The organism is Amycolatopsis samaneae, assembly GCF_039541975.1.
GTDB lineage: Bacteria > Actinomycetota > Actinomycetes > Mycobacteriales > Pseudonocardiaceae > Amycolatopsis > Amycolatopsis samaneae.
Map to the genome: position 1 here is coordinate 399,909 of NZ_BAABHG010000004.1, position 21,206 is coordinate 421,114.

At 71.0% G+C, this 21,206-nt stretch carries 18 protein-coding genes; 10 read left to right on the forward strand and 8 right to left on the reverse strand.

What is annotated here, in order from left to right:
- The first annotated feature begins 63 nt into the window (after positions 1-63).
- The 3 genes from ABD987_RS12030 to ABD987_RS12040 all read left to right on the forward strand — a co-directional run bounded on the left by ABD987_RS12030 (position 64) and on the right by ABD987_RS12040 (position 2,215).
- Positions 64-858, forward strand: a complete 795-nt coding sequence (locus ABD987_RS12030; protein ID WP_345390708.1) for an alpha/beta fold hydrolase — start codon at positions 64-66, stop codon at positions 856-858.
- Between the two features lie 61 nt (positions 859-919).
- Complete coding sequence (locus ABD987_RS12035) at positions 920-1,471, forward strand: O-acetyl-ADP-ribose deacetylase (protein ID WP_345390711.1); 552 nt, start codon at positions 920-922, stop codon at positions 1,469-1,471.
- A gap of 81 nt (positions 1,472-1,552) precedes the next feature.
- A complete protein-coding gene (locus tag ABD987_RS12040; RefSeq protein ID WP_345390714.1) occupies positions 1,553-2,215 on the forward strand; it encodes an HAD family hydrolase in 663 nt (220 codons plus the stop codon).
- Here the strand turns inward: ABD987_RS12040 and ABD987_RS12045 are convergent.
- Positions 2,199-2,657, reverse strand: a complete 459-nt coding sequence (locus ABD987_RS12045; protein WP_345390717.1) for an NUDIX hydrolase — start codon at positions 2,655-2,657, stop codon at positions 2,199-2,201. The two genes, ABD987_RS12040 and ABD987_RS12045, sit on opposite strands and share 17 nt — an antisense overlap.
- 147 nt (positions 2,658-2,804) lie before the next feature.
- Between ABD987_RS12045 and ABD987_RS12050 the strand changes: the two genes are divergently transcribed.
- Positions 2,805-3,275, forward strand: a complete 471-nt coding sequence (locus ABD987_RS12050; protein WP_345390720.1) for a DoxX family protein — start codon at positions 2,805-2,807, stop codon at positions 3,273-3,275.
- 82 nt (positions 3,276-3,357) lie between these two features.
- Here the strand turns inward: ABD987_RS12050 and ABD987_RS12055 are convergent, their stop codons facing one another.
- The 5 genes from ABD987_RS12055 to ABD987_RS12075 form a co-directional block, all read right to left on the reverse strand.
- On the reverse strand, positions 3,358-3,960 hold the full coding sequence (locus ABD987_RS12055; RefSeq protein WP_345390723.1) for a GTP-binding protein: 603 nt from the start codon (positions 3,958-3,960) through the stop codon (positions 3,358-3,360).
- On the reverse strand, positions 3,941-4,312 hold the full coding sequence (locus ABD987_RS12060) for a DUF742 domain-containing protein (RefSeq protein ID WP_345390726.1): 372 nt from the start codon (positions 4,310-4,312) through the stop codon (positions 3,941-3,943). The genes ABD987_RS12055 and ABD987_RS12060 overlap by 20 nt, the downstream gene beginning before the upstream one ends.
- 76 nt (positions 4,313-4,388) lie before the next feature.
- A complete protein-coding gene (locus ABD987_RS12065) occupies positions 4,389-4,805 on the reverse strand; it encodes a roadblock/LC7 domain-containing protein (protein WP_345391601.1) in 417 nt (138 codons plus the stop codon).
- Positions 4,805-7,210 (reverse strand): sensor histidine kinase, encoded by a 2,406-nt coding sequence (locus ABD987_RS12070; protein WP_345390729.1) that lies wholly within the window; start codon positions 7,208-7,210, stop codon positions 4,805-4,807. Before ABD987_RS12070 ends, ABD987_RS12065 begins: the two co-directional genes overlap by 1 nt.
- A 629-nt stretch (positions 7,211-7,839) precedes the next feature.
- Entirely contained in the window at positions 7,840-8,499 is a 660-nt protein-coding gene (locus ABD987_RS12075) for a transcriptional regulator (RefSeq protein WP_345390732.1), read from the reverse strand.
- 139 nt (positions 8,500-8,638) lie between these two features.
- On the opposite strand from ABD987_RS12075, the gene ABD987_RS12080 reads away from it, so the two are divergent.
- Positions 8,639-10,480, forward strand: coding sequence for an AMP-dependent synthetase/ligase (locus ABD987_RS12080; RefSeq protein ID WP_345390735.1), 1,842 nt, complete (start codon positions 8,639-8,641; stop codon positions 10,478-10,480).
- Positions 10,481-10,572: 92 nt separating this feature from the next.
- Here the strand turns inward: ABD987_RS12080 and ABD987_RS12085 are convergent, their stop codons facing one another.
- Complete coding sequence (locus ABD987_RS12085; RefSeq protein WP_345390738.1) at positions 10,573-11,466, reverse strand: SDR family NAD(P)-dependent oxidoreductase; 894 nt, start codon at positions 11,464-11,466, stop codon at positions 10,573-10,575.
- 370 nt (positions 11,467-11,836) lie between these two features.
- Between ABD987_RS12085 and ABD987_RS12090 the strand changes: the two genes are divergently transcribed.
- From ABD987_RS12090 to ABD987_RS12110, 5 genes are all read left to right on the forward strand, one after another.
- On the forward strand, positions 11,837-13,054 hold the full coding sequence (locus ABD987_RS12090) for an MFS transporter (protein ID WP_345390741.1): 1,218 nt from the start codon (positions 11,837-11,839) through the stop codon (positions 13,052-13,054).
- 529 nt (positions 13,055-13,583) lie between these two features.
- Positions 13,584-14,879 carry a GGDEF domain-containing protein gene (locus tag ABD987_RS12095; protein WP_345390744.1) on the forward strand — a complete coding sequence of 432 codons (1,296 nt, stop codon included), beginning with the start codon at positions 13,584-13,586 and terminating at the stop codon, positions 14,877-14,879.
- Positions 14,880-14,970: 91 nt separating this feature from the next.
- Complete coding sequence (locus tag ABD987_RS12100; protein ID WP_345390747.1) at positions 14,971-17,148, forward strand: phospholipase; 2,178 nt, start codon at positions 14,971-14,973, stop codon at positions 17,146-17,148.
- Between the two features lie 172 nt (positions 17,149-17,320).
- Positions 17,321-18,943 carry an LCP family protein gene (locus ABD987_RS12105; RefSeq protein WP_452039174.1) on the forward strand — a complete coding sequence of 541 codons (1,623 nt, stop codon included), beginning with the start codon at positions 17,321-17,323 and terminating at the stop codon, positions 18,941-18,943.
- A 184-nt stretch (positions 18,944-19,127) separates the two neighbouring features.
- The gene (locus ABD987_RS12110) at positions 19,128-19,598 is read left to right on the forward strand and encodes a helix-turn-helix transcriptional regulator (protein WP_345390750.1); all 471 of its coding nucleotides are present in this window, start codon (positions 19,128-19,130) and stop codon (positions 19,596-19,598) included.
- A 75-nt stretch (positions 19,599-19,673) separates the two neighbouring features.
- Here the strand turns inward: ABD987_RS12110 and ABD987_RS12115 are convergent, their stop codons facing one another.
- Entirely contained in the window at positions 19,674-21,134 is a 1,461-nt protein-coding gene (locus ABD987_RS12115) for a flavin-containing monooxygenase (RefSeq protein ID WP_345390753.1), read from the reverse strand.
- Positions 21,135-21,206 lie beyond the last annotated feature (72 nt).

Here is a 21,206-nt window from a genome sequence, read left to right on the forward strand (position 1 = left end):
GAACGTAGTCGCCAGCAGCAGGGGTTCCGCCAGAAGAGCCCCGCGGAACGGAAAGAAGACGTCATGAACACCGTGGTTTCCGAAGACGGCACGACCATCGCCTACAGCCGCGTCGGGCAGGGTCCCGCGCTCGTCCTCGTCGACGGCGCGATGTGCTACCGCGGCCAGGGCCCCGGCCAGGCGCTCGCCGCGGCGCTGGCCGACCGGTTCACCGTGTACACCTACGACCGGCGCGGACGCGGCGAAAGCACCGACACCGGCCCGTACTCGGTGGACCGGGAGATCGAGGATCTCGCCGCGCTGATCAAGGAGGCGGGCGGCGAGGTCTCGCTCTACGGCGTCTCGTCCGGCGCCGCGCTCGCCCTCGAAGCGGCGCACCGCGGCCTCGCCGTGCGGCGGCTCGCGGTCTACGAACCGCCGTTCGTCGTCGACGGCACCCGGAAACCGGTGCCCGCCGACTACCCGGACCGCGCCGGGGCGGCGGTCGCGAACGGCCGCCCCGGCGACGCGATCAGGATGTTCATGACCGAGGCCGTCGGCCTGCCCGGCCTGATGGTCACGATGATGCGCCTGATGCCAGCCTGGCCGAAGCTCAAGCGCGTCGCGCACACGCTGTGCTACGACGCCGAGATCATGGACGGCAACCAGTCCGGTCGCCCGCTGCCCGAGGGCCGGTGGTCCGGGATCACCGCGCCGGTGCTGGTCGCCGACGGCGGGAAGAGCCCGGCGTGGATGCGCAACGGCGTCGCCGCGCTGGCCGCGCAACTCGGGACCACGGTGCACACCCTGCCCGGCCAGACGCACCTGGTGAAGCCGAAGGTCCTCGCCCCGGTCCTCGCCGGGTTCTTCGCGCGGTGACAGCGAAATCCGTTCGCCTCACCGCCTCCGGCGGACGAGAATCCCGCTCCGGGAGGAAACCATGGCCACGATCGAACTCGTCGAAGGCGACCTGACCGAGCAGCACGCCGACGTGCTGGTGAACGCGGCGAACTCGTCGCTGCTCGGCGGCGGCGGGGTCGACGGCGCGATCCACCGCAAGGGCGGGCCGGAGATCCTCGCCGCGTGCCGGAAGCTGCGCGCCGGGCACTACGGGCGCGGGCTGCGCACCGGCCAGGCCGTCGCGACCACCGCGGGCAGGCTCCCCGCCCGGTGGGTGGTGCACACCGTCGGGCCGGTCTTCTCGGCGAGCGAGGACCGCTCGGCGCTGCTGGCCGACTGCCATCGCAACTCGCTGCGCGCGGCCGGGGAACTCGGCGCCGGGACGGTCGCGTTTCCCGCGATCTCGACCGGGATCTACCGCTGGCCGCTGGATTCCGCCGCGGAAATCGCGCTGACGACCGTCTCGGCCTGCCTCGCCGAGCACGGCACGCCGATCGAGGTGGTCCGGTTCGTACTGCGGGGCCGGGACGCGCTCGACGTGTTCCGCGCGACCGCCGACCGGCTCGGGATCGGCCGCGCGGAAAAGCCCTGACGCCGTGGCGTTCCTCTCAGCCGTCCGGCCCGGCGCCGTCCGGCTTGCTCCGGCGAGGCGCGGTCGGGCAGGGTGACCGGAGTGTCCATCCGCGCCCTGATCTTCGACTTCGACGGCACCCTCGTCGACACCGAAACCGCCGTGCTGGCGGCCTGGCAGGACACCTTCCGCGAGCTCGGCACCGAACTCCCGCTGGAGAAGTGGCACGAGGTCATCGGCACGAGCACCACGACACCCGCGATGTTCGCCCTGCTCGCCGAGCTCGTCGGCGAACACGACGAGGAGCTCATCCGGCGGTCGAACCGCACCCGGATCCTCGCGCGGCTGGAAACCGAGGGCGTGCGCGAAGGCGTCCTCGGCTACCTCGACGCGGCCACCACCGGCGGGCTGCGGCTCGGGGTGGCCTCCAGTTCCTCCAGCGGCTGGGTGCGGACGCATCTCGACCGGCTCGGGCTGTCCGCGCGGTTCGCGTCCGTCGCCACCGGCGACCGGCACGCGGCGAAACCGCGGCCGGACGTCTACCTCGCGGCGCTCGCCGAACTGGGCGTCGCGGCCGGGGAGGCGATCGCGTTCGAGGACACGCCGCACGGCGTTTCCGCGGCGAAGGCGGCCGGGATGACCTGCGTCGCGGTGCCCAACGCGATCACCGCCGGACTCGACTTCTCCCGCGCCGACCTCGTCCTGCCCGGCTTCACCGCCCGGCCGCTCGGCGACCTGCTGGAGACGTTCACAGCAGCGCGCTGAGCCGGTCGAGAAACGGCCGCTGACCGGCGACGAGTTTCTCCCGCGCCACCTCGAGGGTGAACCACTCGGCGCGGTCGACCTCGGGGAACTCCTGGATCCGGCCCGAGCGCGGCGGCCATTCCAGCTCGAAGGTCCCGGGCACGACGTCGGCCGGGTCGAGGTCGCCCTCCACCGCCCACGCCGTCACGACCTTGCCGGACTGCCGGACCTCGCCCAGCTCCCGGTACTCGCCCTCGGGCGCGGGCAGGCCCAGTTCCTCGGTGAACTCGCGGCGCGCCGCCGCCCCGGGCGCCTCGTCCGGGTCGAGCTCGCCCTTGGGCAGCGACCAGGCGGCCGCGTCCTTCTTCGCCCAGAACGGCCCACCCATGTGCCCGAGGAGCACCTCCACCTCGCCGTCACGACGACGGTGGAGCAGGATCCCGGCGCTGCGTTTGGCTGCCATCCGCCCAGTCTTCCGGCCCGTCTCCGGCGCCCACGAGACGGGTTCAAAAAAAATTTCCCCGCGGATGTCGATCCGGTCGATCGCCACACGACGCAGTAGTGAAAGCAGCCCGCACCCGGGCGACGACCGAACCGAAAGAGGCTGGACATGACCACGATCGCCCCCTCCGCCCAGACCGGCTCCGCCGCTCCCGCCGACGCCACGACCCCGCGCCGCCGCACCCAGCTCAGCGCGCCGGCCTCGGCCGTCCTCTCCGCCTTCCGGGTCGTGGTGGGCTTCCTGTTCCTCTGCCACGGCCTCATGGGTTTCGGCCTGCTCGGCGGGGTCGACGGCCAGGGCGCCGCGGTGCCGCTCGGCCAGTGGCCCGGCTGGTGGGCGACCGTGATCGAGACGGTCGGCGCGGTGCTGATCCTGACCGGCCTGTTCACCCGGCCCACTGCGGTGCTGCTGTCCGGGACGATGGCCTACGCGTACTTCACCGTGCACGCCGCCGAGGGCCTGCTGCCGCTGCAGAACATGGGCGAGCCCGCCGCGCTCTACTCGTGGATCTTCCTGCTGATCGCCCTGCTCGGCCCCGGCCGCTTCGCGCTCGACACCCTGCTCCGCCGTCGCCGCTGATCCCATCACGACGTGCTCTGAAGGCCACCTTGAGGGACTTGAACGCCCTCATGGTGGCCTTCAGAGCACGTCAGAGCAGGGGTCAGTACCCGGCTTGGGCGGCGGCGAGGTCCGAGCGCAGCATGACGTGCTCCATCAGGATCGTCAGCACCTGCTTCGTGGACTCGCGCTCACGGGCGTCGCACAACAGCAGCGGGACGTCCTCGCTGAGATCGAGCGCGGCCCGCACCTCTTCGGTGCCGTAGCGGTGCGCGCCGTCGAAGCAGTTCACGCCGACGACGAACGGCAGCCCGCGCCGTTCGAAGAAGTCCACCGCCGCGAAACAGGATTCGAGCCGCCGCGTGTCGGCGAGCACGACGGCGCCGAGCGCGCCCTCGGCCAGCTCGTCCCACATGAACCAGAACCGGTCCTGTCCCGGCGTGCCGAACAGGTAGAGGATCAGGTCCGGGGTGATGGTGATGCGGCCGAAGTCGAGCGCCACCGTGGTCGTGGTCTTCTGCTCGACACCGGAGAGGTCGTCCACGCCCTCCGACGCCGAGGTGATGACCTCCTCGGTGCGCAGCGGCGGAACCTCGCTCACCGAGCCGACCATGGTGGTCTTGCCGACCCCGAACCCTCCCGCGATGAGGACCTTGACCGCCGTCGCGGTCAGGGAGCGCCGGGGATCAGAGTTTCCGGATGCCATCGAGAACCGCCTGCAATACGTGTTTGTTGGGGGTGTCGGTCGCCGGTGCCGTGGTACGGAACAGCACCAGGTTCTGTTCGATCAGATCGCTGAGCATCACCTTGACCACCGGCAGCGGCAGGTCCACCCGCGCGGCGACCTCGGCCACCGACACGGGCCGCTGGCACAGGGTCAGTATCCGCGCGTACTCCGGATCCAGCGCGGCGACCTCGGCCGCCGTCCGCACGGCGACCACGAGCGTGATCAGCTCCAGCCCGAGGGTGTCCGACCGGGTGCGGCCGCCGGTGACCGCGTACGACCGGACCAGCGGGCCCGCCTCGTCCTCGAACCAGGCTTCCCGGCGGGCGTTCATGCGATGGACCCGCTTCGCGAGAAAGTGTCCAATCCCTTTTGGCGCATGACATCCATGATTCGCTCGCAAGCTTCGCTCATGGCGGGGTGGGCCGTCCCGCGGGCGTGCGCGGCGCCGAGGTGAGCACCGCCCCGACCCGCTTGACCATCAGGTTCATCTCGTAGGCGACCAGGCCCATGTCCGCGTCCTCGCCCGCCAGCAGCGCGAGGCACGCGCCCCGCCCCGCCGCGGTGACGAAGAGGAACGCGTGGTCCATCTCGACCATGGTCTGGCGGACGTTGCCGCCGCCGAAGTGCCGCCCGGTGCCCCTGGCGAGGCTCTGGAACGCCGACGCCACCGCGGAAAGGTGTTCGGCGTCCGCCTCGGACAGGTTGCCGGACCGGCCGATGAGCAGCCCGTCGGCGGAGAGCACCACCGCCCTGTCCGCGCCCGCGACCCGCTTGACGAGGTCGTCCAGCAACCAGTCGAGCTCACTGACCCCTGAGTTGACCATCACTCACGATCTCCGTACTCGTCGTCCGTGTTCGTTGCCGCCGCGGGAGGACGCGCGCCGGCGGGCTCCTGCGCCCGCGCGCGCCGCGTGCCCTGCTGGAACGCCGCCAGCCGGGTACGGGCGAGCTCCGGCGTGTCCTGGCGGACCTCCTCCCGTCCCTGCCGCACGGCCCTATCCTCCCGCAGCTGCGGAACGAGGTTCTGCTGCCTCCGCCGCTGCGGCAGCGGCGGACGGCCGGGCGCCGCGGGCCGCTCGGGCTGCTGCGGCCTGGCTTCCGGCGCCGGGTGCGCTTCCTGCGGCGGCCACGCGGGCGGAGGCGGGGTGTGCGCGGGGTCCTGGCGAACCTGCCGTCGCGTGCGTGAAGGTAGCGGTGGAGCGGCGGTCTCGCCACCGGGCGCCGTGGGCGGCCGCTCGGACGGCGGTTCGGTGGCGGGTGGCTCGGGCGGCGGTTCGGTGCGGTGCCTGCCGCGACGGCGGCCGACGACGGCGAGCCCGTCGGCAGGCGAAGGCAGCTCGTCCCCGGCGGTGTCGTCCTCCGGTTCGGGCAGCGGCGCGAGCAGTTCCGAGCGGACGAGCACGATCGCGCGCGTCCCGCCGTAGGCCGATTCACGCAGGTGGACGGTGATGCCGTGCCGCGCGGCCAGCCGGGCGACCACGAACAGGCCCAGCCGCGGTTCGTCGGACAGCGCCATGATCCCGAAGTCCGGCGGATCGGCCAGCATCGCGTTGAGCCGCTCGGCCTCCTCCGGCTCGATCCCGAGACCCTGGTCCTCGATCTCGACCACGACGCCCTTGCCGACGACGTTCCCGCGCACCTCGACCCGCGACTGCGGCGGCGAGAACGACGTCGCGTTGTCGATCAGCTCCGCGAGCAGGTGCACGAGGTCACCGACGACCGGGCCGCGCACGGCGACCCGCGGCAGCACCCCGGTCTTGACCCGCGCGAAGTCCTCGGTCTCGGCCGAGGCGCCCCGCACCAGTTCGGTCAGCCCCACCGGGTTGCGCCACTGACGGCCCGGCTGCCCGCCGCCGAGGATGATCAGGTTCTCCGCGTTGCGGCGCGCGCGGGTCGAGAGGTGGTCGAGCTGGAACAGCGTGTCCAGCTGCTCGGGGTCCTCCTGCCTGCGCTCGGCCGCGTCCAGCACCTTCAGCTGCCGGTGCACGATGACCTGGCTGCGATGCGCGATGTTGAGGAACACCGTCTTGGTGCCCTCCCTGGTCTTCGCCTCGTCCACCGCCGCCGCGATCGCGGTCTGCTGCGCCTTGTTGAACGCGTCGGCGACCTGGCCGATCTCGTCGCTGCCGTGGTCGAGGAAGTGACCACCGTCGTCCAGGTCGACCGGTTCGCCGTTGCGGACCCGCTCGACGAGCCCCGGCAGCCGCACCTCGGCCGCGTCCAGGGTGTCCTCCCGCAGCCGCGCGAGCCTGCCGATCAGCCGCCGGGACAGCCGCAGCGCGACGATCACCACCGCGAGCGCCACCACGATCACCGCGGCGGCGCCGATGATCGAGTCGGTCAGCGTGTCGTCGGCGTCCGCGATGGCCAGGTCGGTGGCGTGCGAGCTCTGCTGGACGAACAGCTTCATCAGCGTCCCGCCGACCTCGCGGGCCGCGGTGCGCCACTGCTCCTGCGGCACCGGGAGCCGGGTGAGGTCGCCACGGAGGAAGGCGTTCTCCACAGTGGACACCGTCTGCCAGGCCGGCGAGGCGACCAGCTTGTCGTAGCCCGCCCTGACCTCGGGGATCATCCGCGACGTCGCGGCTTCGAGCTGGGCGTGGTAGGCCCCGACCTGGCCGAGGTAGGTCCGGAAGTCCTCGGGGCTCAGCCCGCCCGAAGCGAGCGCGGCGGCGGCGAGCGCGTCGCTGCGCTGCATCTCGTCGGCCGCGCTGAACATCGGGATCGCGGTGAGCCGCTGGAAGGCGTTTTCCGCGCCGCGCGCGGCGCGGGCCAGCGAGCCGACCCCGTCGATGAACTGGTCCATCAGCTGGTTGTAGAACCCGAACGCCTGGCCGAGCTGGAGCTGGCCGCCGTCGGCCTGCTGGCGCATCTGCGGCGTCTTCGCGGACAGCGTGCTGAACATCGCGATGTTCTGCTTGACGCTGTCCGGCACGTGGCTGTCGTCGACGAACTGCTTCAGGTTGTCCGCCACCGGCACCACGGTCACGTCGGTCTTGGCCCGCGCCGCGGCGAGCGCGGGACGCTGGCCGGACTGCCCGGCGAGCACGCTCAGTGTCAGCCGCCGCTCCTCCTGGAGCGAGGCGAAGTACGGCATCGCGGGCGCCTCGGAGCTCTTGATCTTGATCGCGTATTCCCGTGACGTCGCCGCGTCGAAAACAAGGTAACCCGCCAGCGCCACACCGACGAGCAACAACGCGACACTGGGGATCAACGCGATCGTCAGCACCCGTGACCGGATCGAAGAGCCCCGGCCCCGTCGAAGGGAATTCTGCTTCACCGTGGTCCGCTTTCGTTCCGGCAGTTCATGGACTCGGCCTTCCGGCAGTTATGGGCACAGGTCACCGGGGAAACGCTTCTCACCCGGATTTCGGCCAGCCGGATCAACTCACCGTGGTCCGCTTCACCGGCGAAGACGTTAGGCAGGCCCGTATGCGCACGTCAAGTCCGGGGACCAGCGGTGATCGCGGGGCCGTGAGCAGGTCACCTACCGTTGTGGCGGCCGCGAAACCTCACCACGGCGACGGGGCCCGCTGAGCACCCGCTTACCTGCGGTTTTCCGGACGACACCGCTCCGAAAGCGATTGCCGGGACACCGGCAGCCGACACCGGGCACGCAGCGCAAACCACGAAAAACTCTTGGTGACTTCGGTCACGGGCCGTCCCGCTCACCAATCCCGCCGCCCGCGCCGACGACCGGTGACGGGCCCGCCGCACACACCGCGGAATGACGATCAAGGTACCACTGTCGGGTATTCACGAACATTTACCGAATTCGACCACGGCGACTCCGAAAACGATTAAGAACGAAATCCGAAGCCATCCTCCGGCCCGTTTCCGGATCCGGCCCGAAAACCGTCACGCCCCGGCGAATTCGTCGGCGAGGGTGTTCCAGAACCTCAGTTCGTAGCTCTGGAACAGCCGCGCGTACGTCCCGGCCCTGCCCGCCACCCGGCCCGCGTCCAGCCCGGCCTGGACGGCGGCCACCGCCCGCGCCTCGATCTCCGGCACCGGCGCTGCGAAGAAGTCGAAGAACCCGCAGGCCTCGTCGTCGAAGCCGTAGTGTTCCCGCATCGCGGCGGCGATGGCCGCGCAGTAGCGGCCCCAGGCGGCGAAGTTCGCGGTGATCGCGAGGACGACGTCGGCGGGCTCGCCGTTCAGCGCCAGCCACGCGAGGTAGGCGGGATACGCCTGACATCCCGCGCGCGGCTTCTCGACGCCGGCCTCGTCCGGTCCGGCCGCCGCGGCCAGCGCGTCGAGCTTCGCGAGCGCGAGCCCCTCCCCCTGCGCGAGCCCGGCGAAGAACTCCAGCGCGTTCTCCTCGTCCGCGCGGGCCGCGAGAGCATGGAAACCGCGACGATCGCTGCGCACGATCCACCGCTCCTCGGCGGCGATCGCGGCGAACACCGCGCGTGGCGCCGCACCCCGCGCGATCAGCGGCACCAGCCGGTTGTCGTCGTCGTAGGGCGCCCGCTCCGCCTGGACGGCGTCGAGCAGTTCGCGTACCGAGCCGGTCATTCGCACCCTCCCACCTGTACGGGCATGACAGTTCCATTCAAGCGGGCCGCGCAAGGCCGTCGCGGGCTGGCCGCGATTCTCTATCCAGACCGCGGTCGAGCTCTTACAGTGGGTGCCCCCGGGACTCAGGAGGCCAGAGTTGACCGACCAGCACTCCGTCACCGCGCAGACCGAAGGACTCACCATCCCCCGGTTGTTGCATCGCAACGCCACCGAGTTCGGGGACCTCCCCGCGATCACCTCACTCGACGCCGAGGGCAGGCCGACCCTGACCTGGCTGGAGTTCCGCACGGCGATCGCCGAGGTCTCCCGCGGTCTCGCCGGGCTCGGCCTCGGGCCGCGCGACCGGATGCTGATCATGGCCGTGAGCAGCCCCGAGCACCTGATCGCCGACCTCGCCGCGGTGCATCTGCGGGCCATCCCGTGCACGGCGTACCAGACGCTGAGCCCCGAGCAGATCCGGTTCGTCGCGCGGCACAGCGCGGCCCCGGTCGTCGTCCTCGGCGGCGCCGAGGAGCTGAGCCGCTGGCGGCCGGCGCTGGACGAGCTGCCCGCGCTCCGGCACGTCGTGCTGCTCGACGCCGCCGCGGTCCCGGCCGGGGACGACCGGTTCCTGTCGCTGGCCGACCTCCGCGCCAAGGGCAAGGAGGCGCTCGCCGCCGATCCGGACGCCTTCGACGCCGCCTGGACGGTGATCGAGCCGGACGACCCGCTGTCGATGATCTACACCTCCGGGACCACCGGCGATCCCAAGGGCGTCGTGCTCTCCCACCGCAACGCCATCCACGAAGGCCTCGCCATCCAGCGGGTGCACGGCGGCCCGATGCACCCGACGAACATCGCCTACCTGCCGCTCGCGCACATCGCCGAGCGCGAGCTTTCGGTGTACCTGCCGATCGTCTGGGCCGGGCACGTGCACACCCTCGCCGACCCGACCGCGGTCGTCGGCGCGCTCGGCCAGGTGCGCCCGCAGAGCTTCTTCGGCGTGCCGCGGGTGTGGGAGAAGATGGTCGCGGGGCTGAAGAACATGCTCGGCGGCGTCCCCGAAGACCGGCGGACGGCGTTGCTGGCCGCGAACGATCTCCTGCAACAGGGCTACAAACTGCGCAGCGCGGGCGAGCAGGTCCCGGCCGAGCTCGCGGAACGGATCGCGAAGACCGACGAAGCGGTGCTCGCCCCGATCCGCGCGCTGCTCGGGCTGGACAAGCTCATCGTCGCCTCCAGTGGCGCGGCCGCGCTGCCGGTGGAGGTGGTGTACTTCCTCGCCGGTCTCGGCGTCGAGATCATGGAGGTCTGGGGCCTGTCGGAGACGACCGGCGCGGTCACCTCGAACCACGCGGGCGCGTTCCGCGCGGGCAGTGTCGGCAAACCGCTGGCCGACATCGAGGTCAAGGTCGCCGAGGACGGCGAACTCCTGGTCCGCGGCCCGATCGTGTTCCTCGGTTACCTCCAGGAGGACGGCACGATCCGGTCCGCGACCGACGCCGAGGGCTGGCTGCCGACCGGGGACATCGGGACGATCGACGAAGACGGCTTCGTCACGATCACCGACCGCAAGAAGGAACTGATCATCACTTCGAGCGGCAAGAACATCGCGCCGACCCGGATCGAGGGACTGCTCAAGGAACATCCGCTGATCGGCCAGGCGGTCGCGATCGGCGACGCCCGGCCCTACGTCACGGCGCTGATCGTGCTCGACGACGAGATCGCGCCCGGCTGGGCCGCGGCGAACGGCGTCGAGGCGGACGACGTCGACGCGCTCGCCGGGCACGAGGCGGTGCTGGCGGAGATCGAGCGCGCCGTCGAATCGGCCAACAGCAGGCTCGCCCGCATCGAGCAGATCAAGCGGTACCGGGTGTTCGGACGCACCTGGACGCCGGAGAGCGGCGAGGTGACCCCGACGCTCAAGCTCAAGCGCCGCGTCATCAACGACCGCTACGGCACCACCATCGAGGCCCTCTACGACGCGGCCCGGAGCTGACCCGAAGCGCCCCAATGTGGCGTTCGGTGCGTCCAACGCACCGAACGCCACATTCGCTGCGTCCAGCGCACCCAATGCCACATTGGGCGCTTTCAGGCCGTGCGGGAGGGCGCCGTCCACTTGCGCAGCCTCGGCGGCACCCGCTTTTCGAGGCCGTAGTTCTCCAGGTGCGCGCTGAACACCTCGTCGAACGCGCGCTGCACGGTCTCGGTGTCCCACACCGGCCGTTCCAGGATCGGCTGCTTGAGGAACGGCTGTCCCATGACGTGCAGCTGCGGCCCGTTGCACCGGATCATCTGCCCGGTGATGCCCTGCGAGCCGTCCCCGAGCAGGAACAGCACCACGGGCGCGATCCGGCCAGGGGTCCGGTCCGGCGGGCAGGCCCGCAGCGACCGCTCGGACTTCCACACCATCCTGGTGTGCGCGAGCGGGCACACCGCGTTGACGCGGATCCCCGCGTCCTCCAGGTCCAGCGCCCAGGAGTAGGTCAGCGACGCCACCGCGCCCTTGCTCGCCGCGTACACCGCGAGCTTGCGCTGCCCGAGCGAAGCGCCCGAGGAGATGTTGACGATCGACCCGGCGGTGCCCGCGGCCACCATCGTCCTGATCGCCGCCAGCCCGGTGTACATCACCCCGAGCACGTTGACCCCGACGAGTTCCCTCGCCAGCTCGACGTCGTCCTCCCACGGCAGGGCCTCGTAGTTCAGCCCCGCGTTGTTGACCAGCCCGTCGATCGTGCCGAACTCCGCCACGCACAGGTCGACGATCTCCTGTGCCTGCGCCGGATCGGCGACACTGTGCCCGCTGGCCACCGCGCGGCCACCGTGCACTCTGATGTTCTTCGCGGTCCGTTCGGCCAGCTCGACGTCGATGTCGTTGACCACCACGGCACCACCCGCGCGCGCCGCGTGCACGGCGAACGCCTCGCCGAGTCCCCTGCCCGCCCCGGTCACCACCACGGCCTTGTCCTGCATCAGCCCGTTCATTGACTTCTCCCCGCTGCCGCGCCGGCGGAGCACCCGTCAACGCCGCCGGCTCACTACCCAGTGTTGGACCATTCGGCCCAACGGACACCGCCACGGCGCCGAGTGGTGGGCACGCTGCGCCGAACGTGTCGCGCTCGACCAGCCCGGAGATACCCACGCACGGATCAGTCCCCACCCGGTTGACGCCCGTTAGCCCGTTCGGTGCAGCCACCCGGGGGTAGCGTGTCCACTGTCGGCTCCGCGTGTCCGGTCGCATACTGACGGTCAGACGGCGTCCGGCAATTCGTGACTCCCTTACCGGCACCGGCACGGTGAGGGCCACAATGCGGTCTGCTGCACGTTCACCCGATCGGGGGGAAGTGGTTACCCGGTGACGACCGACGCGACGCCACGGCTGCGGGCCGTACTGGCCAACCGCGAGTTCCGCGCGCTCTGGTTCGCCGAGACCCAATCGCTCGTCGGCGATCAGCTCACCGTGGTGGCGCTGTCGATCCTCGTCTTCGACCGCACCGGTTCGGCGCTGTGGACCGCGGCCGTCTACGGCCTGACCTTCCTCCCCGCGCTCGCCGGCGGCCTCGGCCTCTCCCAGCTGGCCGACATCTACCCCCGCCGCACCGTGCTCGTCGCGACGTCGCTGCTGCAGGCGGTGACCATCGGGCTGATGGCGCTGCCCGGGATGCCCCTAGCAGTGCTGTGCGTCCTCATCGTGCTGGCGAAACTGGCCGCGGCGCCCGGTATTTCGGCGCAGAACTCGCTCGGCAGGGAGATCTTCACCGACGACCAGCGCTATCTGCAGAGCCAGGACCTGCGCGGGATCTCCAGCAACACCGCGATCCTGCTCGGCCTCGCGGGCGGTGGCCTGCTGGTGACCGCGCTCGGCACGACCTGGGCACTGGCCATCGACGCGGCCACCTACCTGATCGGCGCGTTCGTCGTGTGGGCCGGGGTGCGCGGCCGCCCCGCCGCGGGCGAACGCGGCGCCGGGTGGTTCGGCGCGATCCGGTACGTCTTCGGGCAGCCGCGGCTCCGCGTGCTGATCTGGCTTTCCTGGCTCGTCGGGTTCGCGGTCATCCCCGAGGGGGTCGCCGTACCACTGGTCCAGGAGCTCGGGGCGAGCAACCAGGCCGTGGGCTGGCTGCTCGCGGCCGACCCGCTCGGTTTCGTGGTCGGCACGTTCCTGCTCTCCCGCTACGTCTCCGCCGAGGGCAGGCGGCGCGCGCTCGGCCTGCTCGCGATCGTGCCGCTCCTGCTGCTCACGACGTTCGTGTTCCGGCCGAACCTGATCCTGAGCATGCTGATCCTGGGGCTCTCCGGCGTCGCGGGCGCCTACTTCATCACCGTGGGCGCCACCTTCATCACCTGGGTGCCCAACGAGATCCGCGGGGCGGCCGGCGGGCTGTACCGCACCGGGCTGCGGGTCGTGCAGGGCATCGGCGTGGCCATCGGCGGCGGGGTGGCCCAGCTGCTGGGCTCGGCGGGGACGGCGATCGCGGTGGCGGGGGCCGTGGGCGTCGTCATGGCGGTGCCCATCGCCATTTCCTGGGCACGCGTGCGGACCACCGGTTCCCCCGGAATCGTCACCTCATGAGCGAAGCTTGCGAGCGAATCGAAGACATCATGCGCCAAGAAGGACCGGGCGCTGTCTCGCGGAGCGAGTCGATCGCATGAGCGAGGACGACGTGTCGGCGCGACACCAGGTCACCGAACGAACCCGGTCGCACACGCGCGGACGAAGATCACCAGTCACGAGCGGACACGAAGGACACCTCCCTGTAACAACGCAGCACCTCGGGACACGAAGAACGGATCACCAGTCACGGGCCGACATAGGATTGCCTCCCATCGGTACTCGTCGCCTCAGCGGGCCGGGTCGGGCAAAGCGCACGACCGGAGTGTGCAGCATGACACTTCCGATGGGCTGAGATGATACCGGTCGAACAAAGCGAACAGACGCCCGAGCGGATATCAGCCGCATTACCGAAGCACCCGGGATGCGGCGGGAGAGGAGACGTGGTGACCGACCGTCTCCGGAAGGGTCCGTTCCGGAACCGGACCACCCCCGCGCGGGGGAGGCGGGCCGTCCGGTGACCGGCGCCGAGCCAGCGCCGGAGGGTCCCGTGGGCGGTTCGAGGGCCAGGCATCCCTACGACCCGCGCGCGTGGGCGCTCTGGAAACACCCGCGCCGGGTGATCGTTTACCTGCTGGCCATGGACGCGCTGGCGTTCCTCGTCTTCGGGCTCACCTTCGCCGCCTCCGCCCCGCCGGGGCAGCTCGACTGGCTGCGCTTCGGGATCCTCGCCGCGGGCGCGACCGTGCACATCCAGCTCACCCAGCGCCAGGAGGAAAGCCGTCGCGCGGGCACCAGCACCGTGCTGATCGACCTCACCGCGGTCTGGGTCTTCCCCGCCGTTCTCATCGTGCCGCCGATTCTGACAGTGGCGCTGATCGCCATTATCCGGGCACAACGGTGGCTTATCGCGCGACGCCCGGCGAACACATTTCTCTTCGCGTCCATTTCGCATTCCGTCGCGGCGGTTCTCGCACATCTCGTCTTCACCTCGTTCGGCGACTGGGAATGGACGTCGCTCAGCCCGCTGGAATCGGTGCGGGAATTCGCGATCGTCGTGCTCGCCGCGATCGTCTACGAGGGCGTCCAGGTCGTCTACATCGGCGGTGTCATCGCGCTGAGCGCGGGCAAACAGGCGAAACTGCGCAACATCCTTGGCAGCAAACAGGACAACATCCTCGAGGCGGTCACCACCGGGCTCGGCGCCATCACCGCCGTCCTGCTGGTCGTCATGCCACCGGCGGTCGCGATCATGGCCGTGGTGACCGTCATCTTCAACCGGCTCGCGGAACTCGACCAGCTGCTCGACGACGTGCGCACGGACTCCAAAACCGGCGTGCTGAACATGCGTGGCTGGTCGGAGGCGGCCGATCGGGCGCTGACCAGGACTGCCCGTTCGGAGGAGAAGCTCGCACTGCTGATGATCGATCTCGACCACTTCAAGTGGATTAACGACACCTACGGACATCCCGCGGGTGACGATGTCCTCCGCGATATCGCACAGTCACTCGACGAGGTGACCCGCCCCTCCGATGTGGTCGGCCGCTTCGGCGGCGAGGAATTCCTGGTCCTGCTCCCGGATATCGACGAGACCTCGGCACGGGAGGCCGCCGAACGGGTACGCTCGGCAGTGGCGAAACTGCACATCGTGACCACGGACAAACGCGGCGGACAGACCAGGATCGCCGACCGGACCGCCTCGATCGGGGTCGCGCTCTACCCGGACCACGGCACCACGATGGACCAGCTGCTGCAGGCGGCCGACGCGGCGGTCTACGTCGCGAAGGAACACGGCCGCAACCAGGTCCGGGTGGCCACCGAGGGCGGGCGGCCTGGCCCGGCCTGAACCGCTCGCACGGGCAGGATCCACTGCCCGACACACCGGACGGGGGCTAGCCCCCTCCCTCCGGCCGGGGCGGGCTGGCACCCTGGACGCCATGTCAGCTCCCGCCGAGAGCGCGCCGGACCCCGGGCCGGGGTCACTCCGCCGCCGACGCCCGTGGTCGACGTCCGGCTGGCTGCTGCTGGTCGTGGTCGTGGTGTTCGCGTTCGGCCTGATCTCCTCGCGCCCGCCCTCGCCGCCCGACCAGGGCCCGCCGACCGGTGACGTGCTCGCCGCGCAGAACGCCATCGACGCGCTGGTCCACCCCGGGCCCGCCGCCACCGCGCTCGCGCTGCTGCCGAAGGACTTCACCGCGGTCAGCGGTGTCACCCCGGGCAGCATGACCGCCCGCGACGGCACGGTCCGCGCGGTGCACACCGACGGCGGCTGCTCGACACCGTGGGGCGACGACAACACGAAGTGGGACTACGCGGTCCCGTGCAAGGCCCACGACCTCGGCTACGACCTGCTGCGCTACGCCGACCACAAGGGACACCCGCTCGGCCAGAGCGTCCGGGCGGCGCTGGACGCGCGGCTCTCGCAGGACATGCACGCGACCTGCGGGCTCAACCCGATGGACTCGCCACACACCTGCCAGGTGGTCGCGTCGCTGTACGCGGCCGGGCTCGTGGTCAACTCGTGGCACCAGCGCTGGGGCCCGCCGGTGGGCGATCCGATCGGCCCGATGATCGCCGGGGTGCTGGTGATCGCGTGTCTGCTCGTGTTCCGCCTGCGCGGCTGGCTGCACGCCCGCCGGACGGCGCCCGCGACGCGACCCGCCGCGCTCCCGGTCCCGGACGCGGGCCGCTGGGCGACGCTCGGCGCGGCCTCGGTCGTCCTGCTGATGCTCGGCGAATCGGTGGCCGCGCTGGCGCAGTGGGCGGGCGCGCCCGACGGCGCGGTGTGGCCGCTGACCTGGCTGGCCCAGCTCGCCCCGCTCATCTTCTTCGCCGGTGGCCGGATGAACGCGGCGAGCTGGCGCGCCGAACTCGAGGCGGGCGGGAGCTACCGCCAATACCTGGCCGGGCGCGCCGGCCCGCTGCTGCGCCCGGTGATGATCTTCGCCGTGGTCGCGCTGCTCGTCCCGCTCGCGCTCGAGGTGCTCGGCATCCCCGCCGGGACGACCGCGACGGTGCTGCGGATCGCGCTGCACCCGCTGTGGCTGCTCGGTGTGTACCTGCTCACGATCGTTCTCGCGCCGATGCTGCTGGCCCTGCACCGCCGGGCGCCGGTGAGCACGGCCGCCGGGCTGCTGGCGCTGGTCCTCGCCGGGGAGCTGCTCGCCGGGCTGACCGGGTCCCCGCTGCCCCGGTACGCGGCGACGCTGGGCATCGCGCTGCTCGCCCAGCAACTGGCGTTCGCGCACGCCGACGGCGTCCGGCCGGGGCGTCCGGTGCTGCTGGGCGCGGCCGTCGCCGGGGTGGCCGGCCTCGCGGTGGCGAGTGTCCTGCTCGGCGCGCCGCCGCTGCTGCTGGGCGGGCCCGGCGCGCCCGCCGCGTTCTCCGCGCCGCCCTGGGGTGTGCTGCTGCTCGGCGTCAGCCAGCTCGGCCTGCTCGGACTGCTGTCCGCGCCGCTCGCGCGGCTCGGCGCGCGGGCCTTCGTGCGGCGGCCCGCGCGCTGGGTGCTGCGGGCGCCGATGAGCCTGTACCTGGTCTTCCTCGCCGCGATGCTGCTGCTGATCGCGATCGTGTACCTGCCGGGCCGGTTCGCGGACGTGCTGGCCTGGCTGGTCCGGCCCCGCACGCTGCTGGCCGTCGGGCTGCTGGCGGTGCCCGCCGCGCTCGTGTTCTGGTGGTTCGAACGGCACGGGCAGGCGCGCCCGGCACGGGCCGACGAGAGCCCGGGACGGCGGACGACGGAGCTGACCAGGGCCGCGGCGGCGCTGGGCATCGGCTACGCGATGCTCGGCGTGTTCGGGTTCGCGCTGACCCGGTTCGGCTCGATCGCCGCCGACGCCGAACTGCTCGGCCTGCGGCTCGACCCGATCCAGAGCGTGGTCCACCTGCTGCTCGGGGTGTTCCTGCTGCACACCGTGCGGATCGGGACCAGCGCGAAGACCGGGACATGGCTGGTGTGCGCGCTGGCCGGGGCGCCGACCCTGTTCTCCGTGGCGGACGGCGACCGGCCGGGGACGGTCGGTGTCGTCCTGCACGCGGCGACCGCGGTGTTCGCGTTGTCGGCGGCGGCCGCGACGCTGCTGCCCCGGCGTGCCGCGACGGCCCTGCCGTCCTGAGACTTGTCCACGATTGTGGCAACGACCAGGCGAAACGGGACCGATTGACGGAAAATGGGTGGTGCGTCGTTGAGACGTCACGACGATGTGTCACCCTACGGCAACCGCAACCACGGCCCGCGCGTCTTAACGGCGGCCCCGGAAACCAGATCACCCGAAGGGAGACGTCCGCGTGGACCACCAGCCTCGGTACGGGCAAGGCGACCGCCGCCCCGCCCGCTCCGGGCCGGGCGCGCCCGGACGTGTCCCGCCCCGCGGCACCCGGCCCCCGGCTCCCCGCCGAGGTGGCCCGCCGCCGCGGCGCCGACCGCGGTTCCGCGGCGTCAAGATCACCATGGTGGTGGTGTCGCTGCTGGTCATGAGCCTGACCGGCTACGCGTGGGCCGCGATGCAGGGCCTGGTCAAGGGCCTCAACTACGCCGACGTGATCAGCAACGGCGCGGGTGGTGAGAAGCCAGCCGACGGCGCGCGGGACATCCTGCTGGTCGGCCTCGACAGCCGCACCGACGCGCAGGGCAACCCGCTGCCGCGCGAACTGCTCGACGAGCTGCGCGCCGGCGTCGCCGACGGCGAGCTGAACACCGACACGCTGATCCTCGTGCACATACCGAACGACGGCAGCAAGGCCGTCGCGCTGTCGATCCCGCGTGACTCCTACGTCGACATCCCGGGCGGCTACGGCCGCCACAAGATCAACTCCGCGTACGCGCGGGCGATGGCGGACGCGCGCAACGACCTGCAGAAGCAGGGTGTCAGCGATCCGAAGGAACTCGACGTCAAGGCCAACCAGGCCGGGGCGAAGACGCTGATCCAGACCATCGAGAAGCTCACCGGGTCGACCATCGACAACTACGCCGCGGTGAACCTGCTCGGGTTCAGCGACATCACCAAGGCCATCGGCGGCGTCGACGTCTGCCTCAAGGAGAACGTGAACGACTCCTACTCCGGGGCGAAGTTCACCAAGGGCCAGCACACGATCGCCGGCGTCGAGGCGCTGGAGTTCGTCCGCCAGCGGCACGGCCTCCCGCGCGGCGACCTCGACCGGGTCGTGCGCCAGCAGGTGTTCATGGCCGGGATGGCGCGCAAGGTGCTCTCCGCCGGGACGCTGGCGAACCCGGCCACGCTGAACTCGCTGATCGACGCGATCAAGAAGTCCGTCGTGCTCAACCAGAACTGGGACATCTTCGGCTTCGCGCAGCAGATGAAGGGCCTGACCGGCGGCCAGCTCGAGTTCCGCACCATCCCGGTGGTCAACCCCGACTACCAGACCCCCGAAGACGGCTCCGCCGTCCAGGTCGACCCGAAGCAGGTCCACGACTTCGTGCAGGGCCTGACCGCGCCCGCCGGCAAGCCCGCGCCGGCGCCGGACACGAACGCGGACAAGAACAAGTCGACCACCGTGGACGTCCGCAACACCGTCGGCGTCGACGGGCTCGCGGCGAAGGTCCAGAAGCAGCTCACCGACAAGGGCTTCACCGCGGGCGACACCGCGACCGCCTCGACGCGCCGGTCCACGGTGATCTCGGTCCCGCCGGGCCAGCGGGCCGCGGGGCAGGCCGTCGCGGACGCGCTCGGCGGCAAGCCCACGATCGTGGAGGACAGGACCGTCGACGCCGGGCACGTCATGGTCTTCATCGGGTCCGACTACCAGAGCCTGGTCTCGCCGGTGGCGAACGAGTCCTCCGCGGCACCCGTCCAGCAGCAGGCGTCCGGCCAGCAGCAACAGCAGGCTGCGCCGCCCGCGCAAGATGACGAGAAGCCGATCACGGCCGAAGGCGTCCCCTGCGTCAACTGAGCCGTTCGGCCGCCTCCGGGTAGCCCATTCGGTCCAATGCCGGAAATTGTCCCCAAAGACATGCCCGAAACCGCGTAAGAGCGGGCCCCCTGCCGACTTTCATACCCGTGAGGTGCATCCGCACGGGATTTGTCACCCCCGTGCGGGTGTCGTTGAGTCGGCTAGCAGGGCAGGGGATCGTGACGTGCTGATCGACGCTGAGGACTACCAGCGGATACTCGGCGACGAGCTCCGCAAGCTCCGGCGCAGGCGAGGCTGGACGCGCAAGGAACTGAACCAGCATCTGCAGAGCGAGATCTCGCTGCAGACGCTGGCCACCTACGAGCTCGGAACCCGGCAGTGCTCCGTGGTGCGCCTGGTCGAGCTGTGCGTGGCCATGGACGAGCTACCGCAGGACCTGCTGGCGAAGGTGCACCGGCGGGTGTTCACCGAGGAGCCCGGCCGCGTGCGGATCGACCTGCGCGAGGTCGTCAGCAACGCCCGGCCCGAACTGCTGCCGCTGCGCCGGTGGGCCGAGGGCAGGCTGCGCCAGGCCGGTGAGAACGGGTCCGCCGAGGTCGCGCTCGACCTGCCCGCGCTGGAGACCATGGCCGAGCTGTGCCAGATGCCGACCGTCGACCTCATCGCCGAACTGCGGAACCTGGCCCCCCACTGACCCCTCCCCCGAAGTCCGTGAATGCCACATCGAGGGACTCTGAGTCCCTCGATGTGGCATTCACGGACCGCTTGATCAGCCGAGGAGTTCGTAGTCGGACCGGCGGACCTTGCGCGTCGCCAGCCAGTAACGCCAGGTGAAACCGGGCCAGATCGTCCGGTTGACACCCTTCGCGTCGAGGTACCAGCTCTTGCAGCCCCCGCGCGTCCAGATCCCCTTCGCCAGCTTCCGCTGGATCTCGGAGTTGAACCGCTCCTGCGCCTCCGGCCGCGTGTCGAGCGCCCTGCCGCGGGCCATCCGCAGCGCCTCGGCGACGTAGGAGATCTGCGACTCGATCATGAAGACCACCGAGTTGTGCCCGAGGCCGGTGTTCGGGCCCAGCAGCATGAACAGGTTCGGGAACCCGGACACGGTGATGCCCAGATGCGTCCGCATCCCCTCGCTCGCCCACTCCTTGCCGAGGTCCCGCCCGTCCCGGCCGAGGATCTCCAGCTCGTCGAAGGCGTCGGTGACGTGGAAGCCGGTGCCGTAGATGATCGCGTCGACCTCGTGCTCGACCCCGGCGGTGTCGACGACGCTGTGCTCCCGGACCTCGGCGACGCCGTCGGTGACGACGTCGACGTTGTCCCTGGCCAGCGCCGGGTAGTAGTCGTTGGAGATCAGGACCCGCTTGCAGCCCATGGTGTAGTCCGGGGTGAGCTTGGCCCGCAGTCCCGGATCCTTGACCGCCTTGTCGATGTTGCGCTTGGCCAGGCGCTGGCCGAGCTTCATCACCCAGGACTGGCCGTTGAACCCGAGCGCCCGCGCCTCCAGCCGCCAGTAGACGAAGTCGCGGTAGGCCCGCTGCACCGGGGGCACCGCGCGGAACAGCGCGCGCAGCCAGCCCGGCATCGCCCGGTCGGGCTTGGGCATGACCCACGGCGGGGTGCGCTGGAACAGCGTCAGGTTCGCGACGTCCGGGGCGATCTTCGGCACGAACTGGATGGCGCTCGCCCCGGTGCCGACGACCGCGACGCGCTTGCCCGCCAGGTCGTAGCCGTGGTCCCACCGCGCGGAGTGGAAGGCGCGGCCGGCGAAGTTCTCGATGCCGGGCAGCGCCGGGATCATCGGCAGGTGCAGCGCCCCGACGCCGAGGACGAGCGCCTCGGCGACGAACTCGTCCCCGGACGCGGTCGTGACGTACCAGCGGTTCTCGTCGGCGTCCCAGCGGCTACCGGTCATCTCCTGGCCGAAGCGGACGAAGCGGCGCAGGTCGTGCTTGTCGGCGACCCCGCGCATGTAGCGCCAGATCTCCGGCTGCGGCGAATAGGCCCGTGACCAGCCGGGATTCTGCTCGAACGAGAACGAGTACATGTGCGACGGGATGTCACACGCGCAGCCGGGGTAGCTGTTGTCCCGCCACGTCCCACCGACGTCGCCGGCCTTCTCGAGGATCACGAAGTCCTCGCGCCCCTCCTTGCGCAGCTGGATCGCCATGCCGAGGCCGGAGAACCCGGTCCCGACGATGACGACCCCCGTTTCGGTGCGCTTGCCCATCAGCCGACCTCCCGAAGTTCCTGTTACCCGGAGTCCATCTTACTCGGAGTAGGTTACTGACGGTAGAGTGTG

Excerpts from the sequence above, each read along its gene's own strand:
- ABD987_RS12030 (WP_345390708.1), top strand. The coding sequence starts at position 64 with ATGAACACCGTGGTTTCCGAAGACGGCACGACCATCGCCTACAGCCGC.
- ABD987_RS12035 (WP_345390711.1), top strand. The coding sequence starts at position 920 with ATGGCCACGATCGAACTCGTCGAAGGCGACCTGACCGAGCAGCACGCC.
- ABD987_RS12045 (WP_345390717.1), bottom strand. The coding sequence starts at position 2,657 with ATGGCAGCCAAACGCAGCGCCGGGATCCTGCTCCACCGTCGTCGTGAC.
- ABD987_RS12050 (WP_345390720.1), top strand. The coding sequence starts at position 2,805 with ATGACCACGATCGCCCCCTCCGCCCAGACCGGCTCCGCCGCTCCCGCC.
- ABD987_RS12055 (WP_345390723.1), bottom strand. The coding sequence starts at position 3,960 with ATGGCATCCGGAAACTCTGATCCCCGGCGCTCCCTGACCGCGACGGCG.
- ABD987_RS12060 (WP_345390726.1), bottom strand. The coding sequence starts at position 4,312 with ATGAACGCCCGCCGGGAAGCCTGGTTCGAGGACGAGGCGGGCCCGCTG.
- ABD987_RS12065 (WP_345391601.1), bottom strand. The coding sequence starts at position 4,805 with ATGGTCAACTCAGGGGTCAGTGAGCTCGACTGGTTGCTGGACGACCTC.
- ABD987_RS12075 (WP_345390732.1), bottom strand. The coding sequence starts at position 8,499 with ATGACCGGCTCGGTACGCGAACTGCTCGACGCCGTCCAGGCGGAGCGG.
- ABD987_RS12085 (WP_345390738.1), bottom strand. The coding sequence starts at position 11,466 with ATGAACGGGCTGATGCAGGACAAGGCCGTGGTGGTGACCGGGGCGGGC.
- ABD987_RS12100 (WP_345390747.1), top strand. The coding sequence starts at position 14,971 with ATGTCAGCTCCCGCCGAGAGCGCGCCGGACCCCGGGCCGGGGTCACTC.
- ABD987_RS12115 (WP_345390753.1), bottom strand. The coding sequence starts at position 21,134 with ATGGGCAAGCGCACCGAAACGGGGGTCGTCATCGTCGGGACCGGGTTC.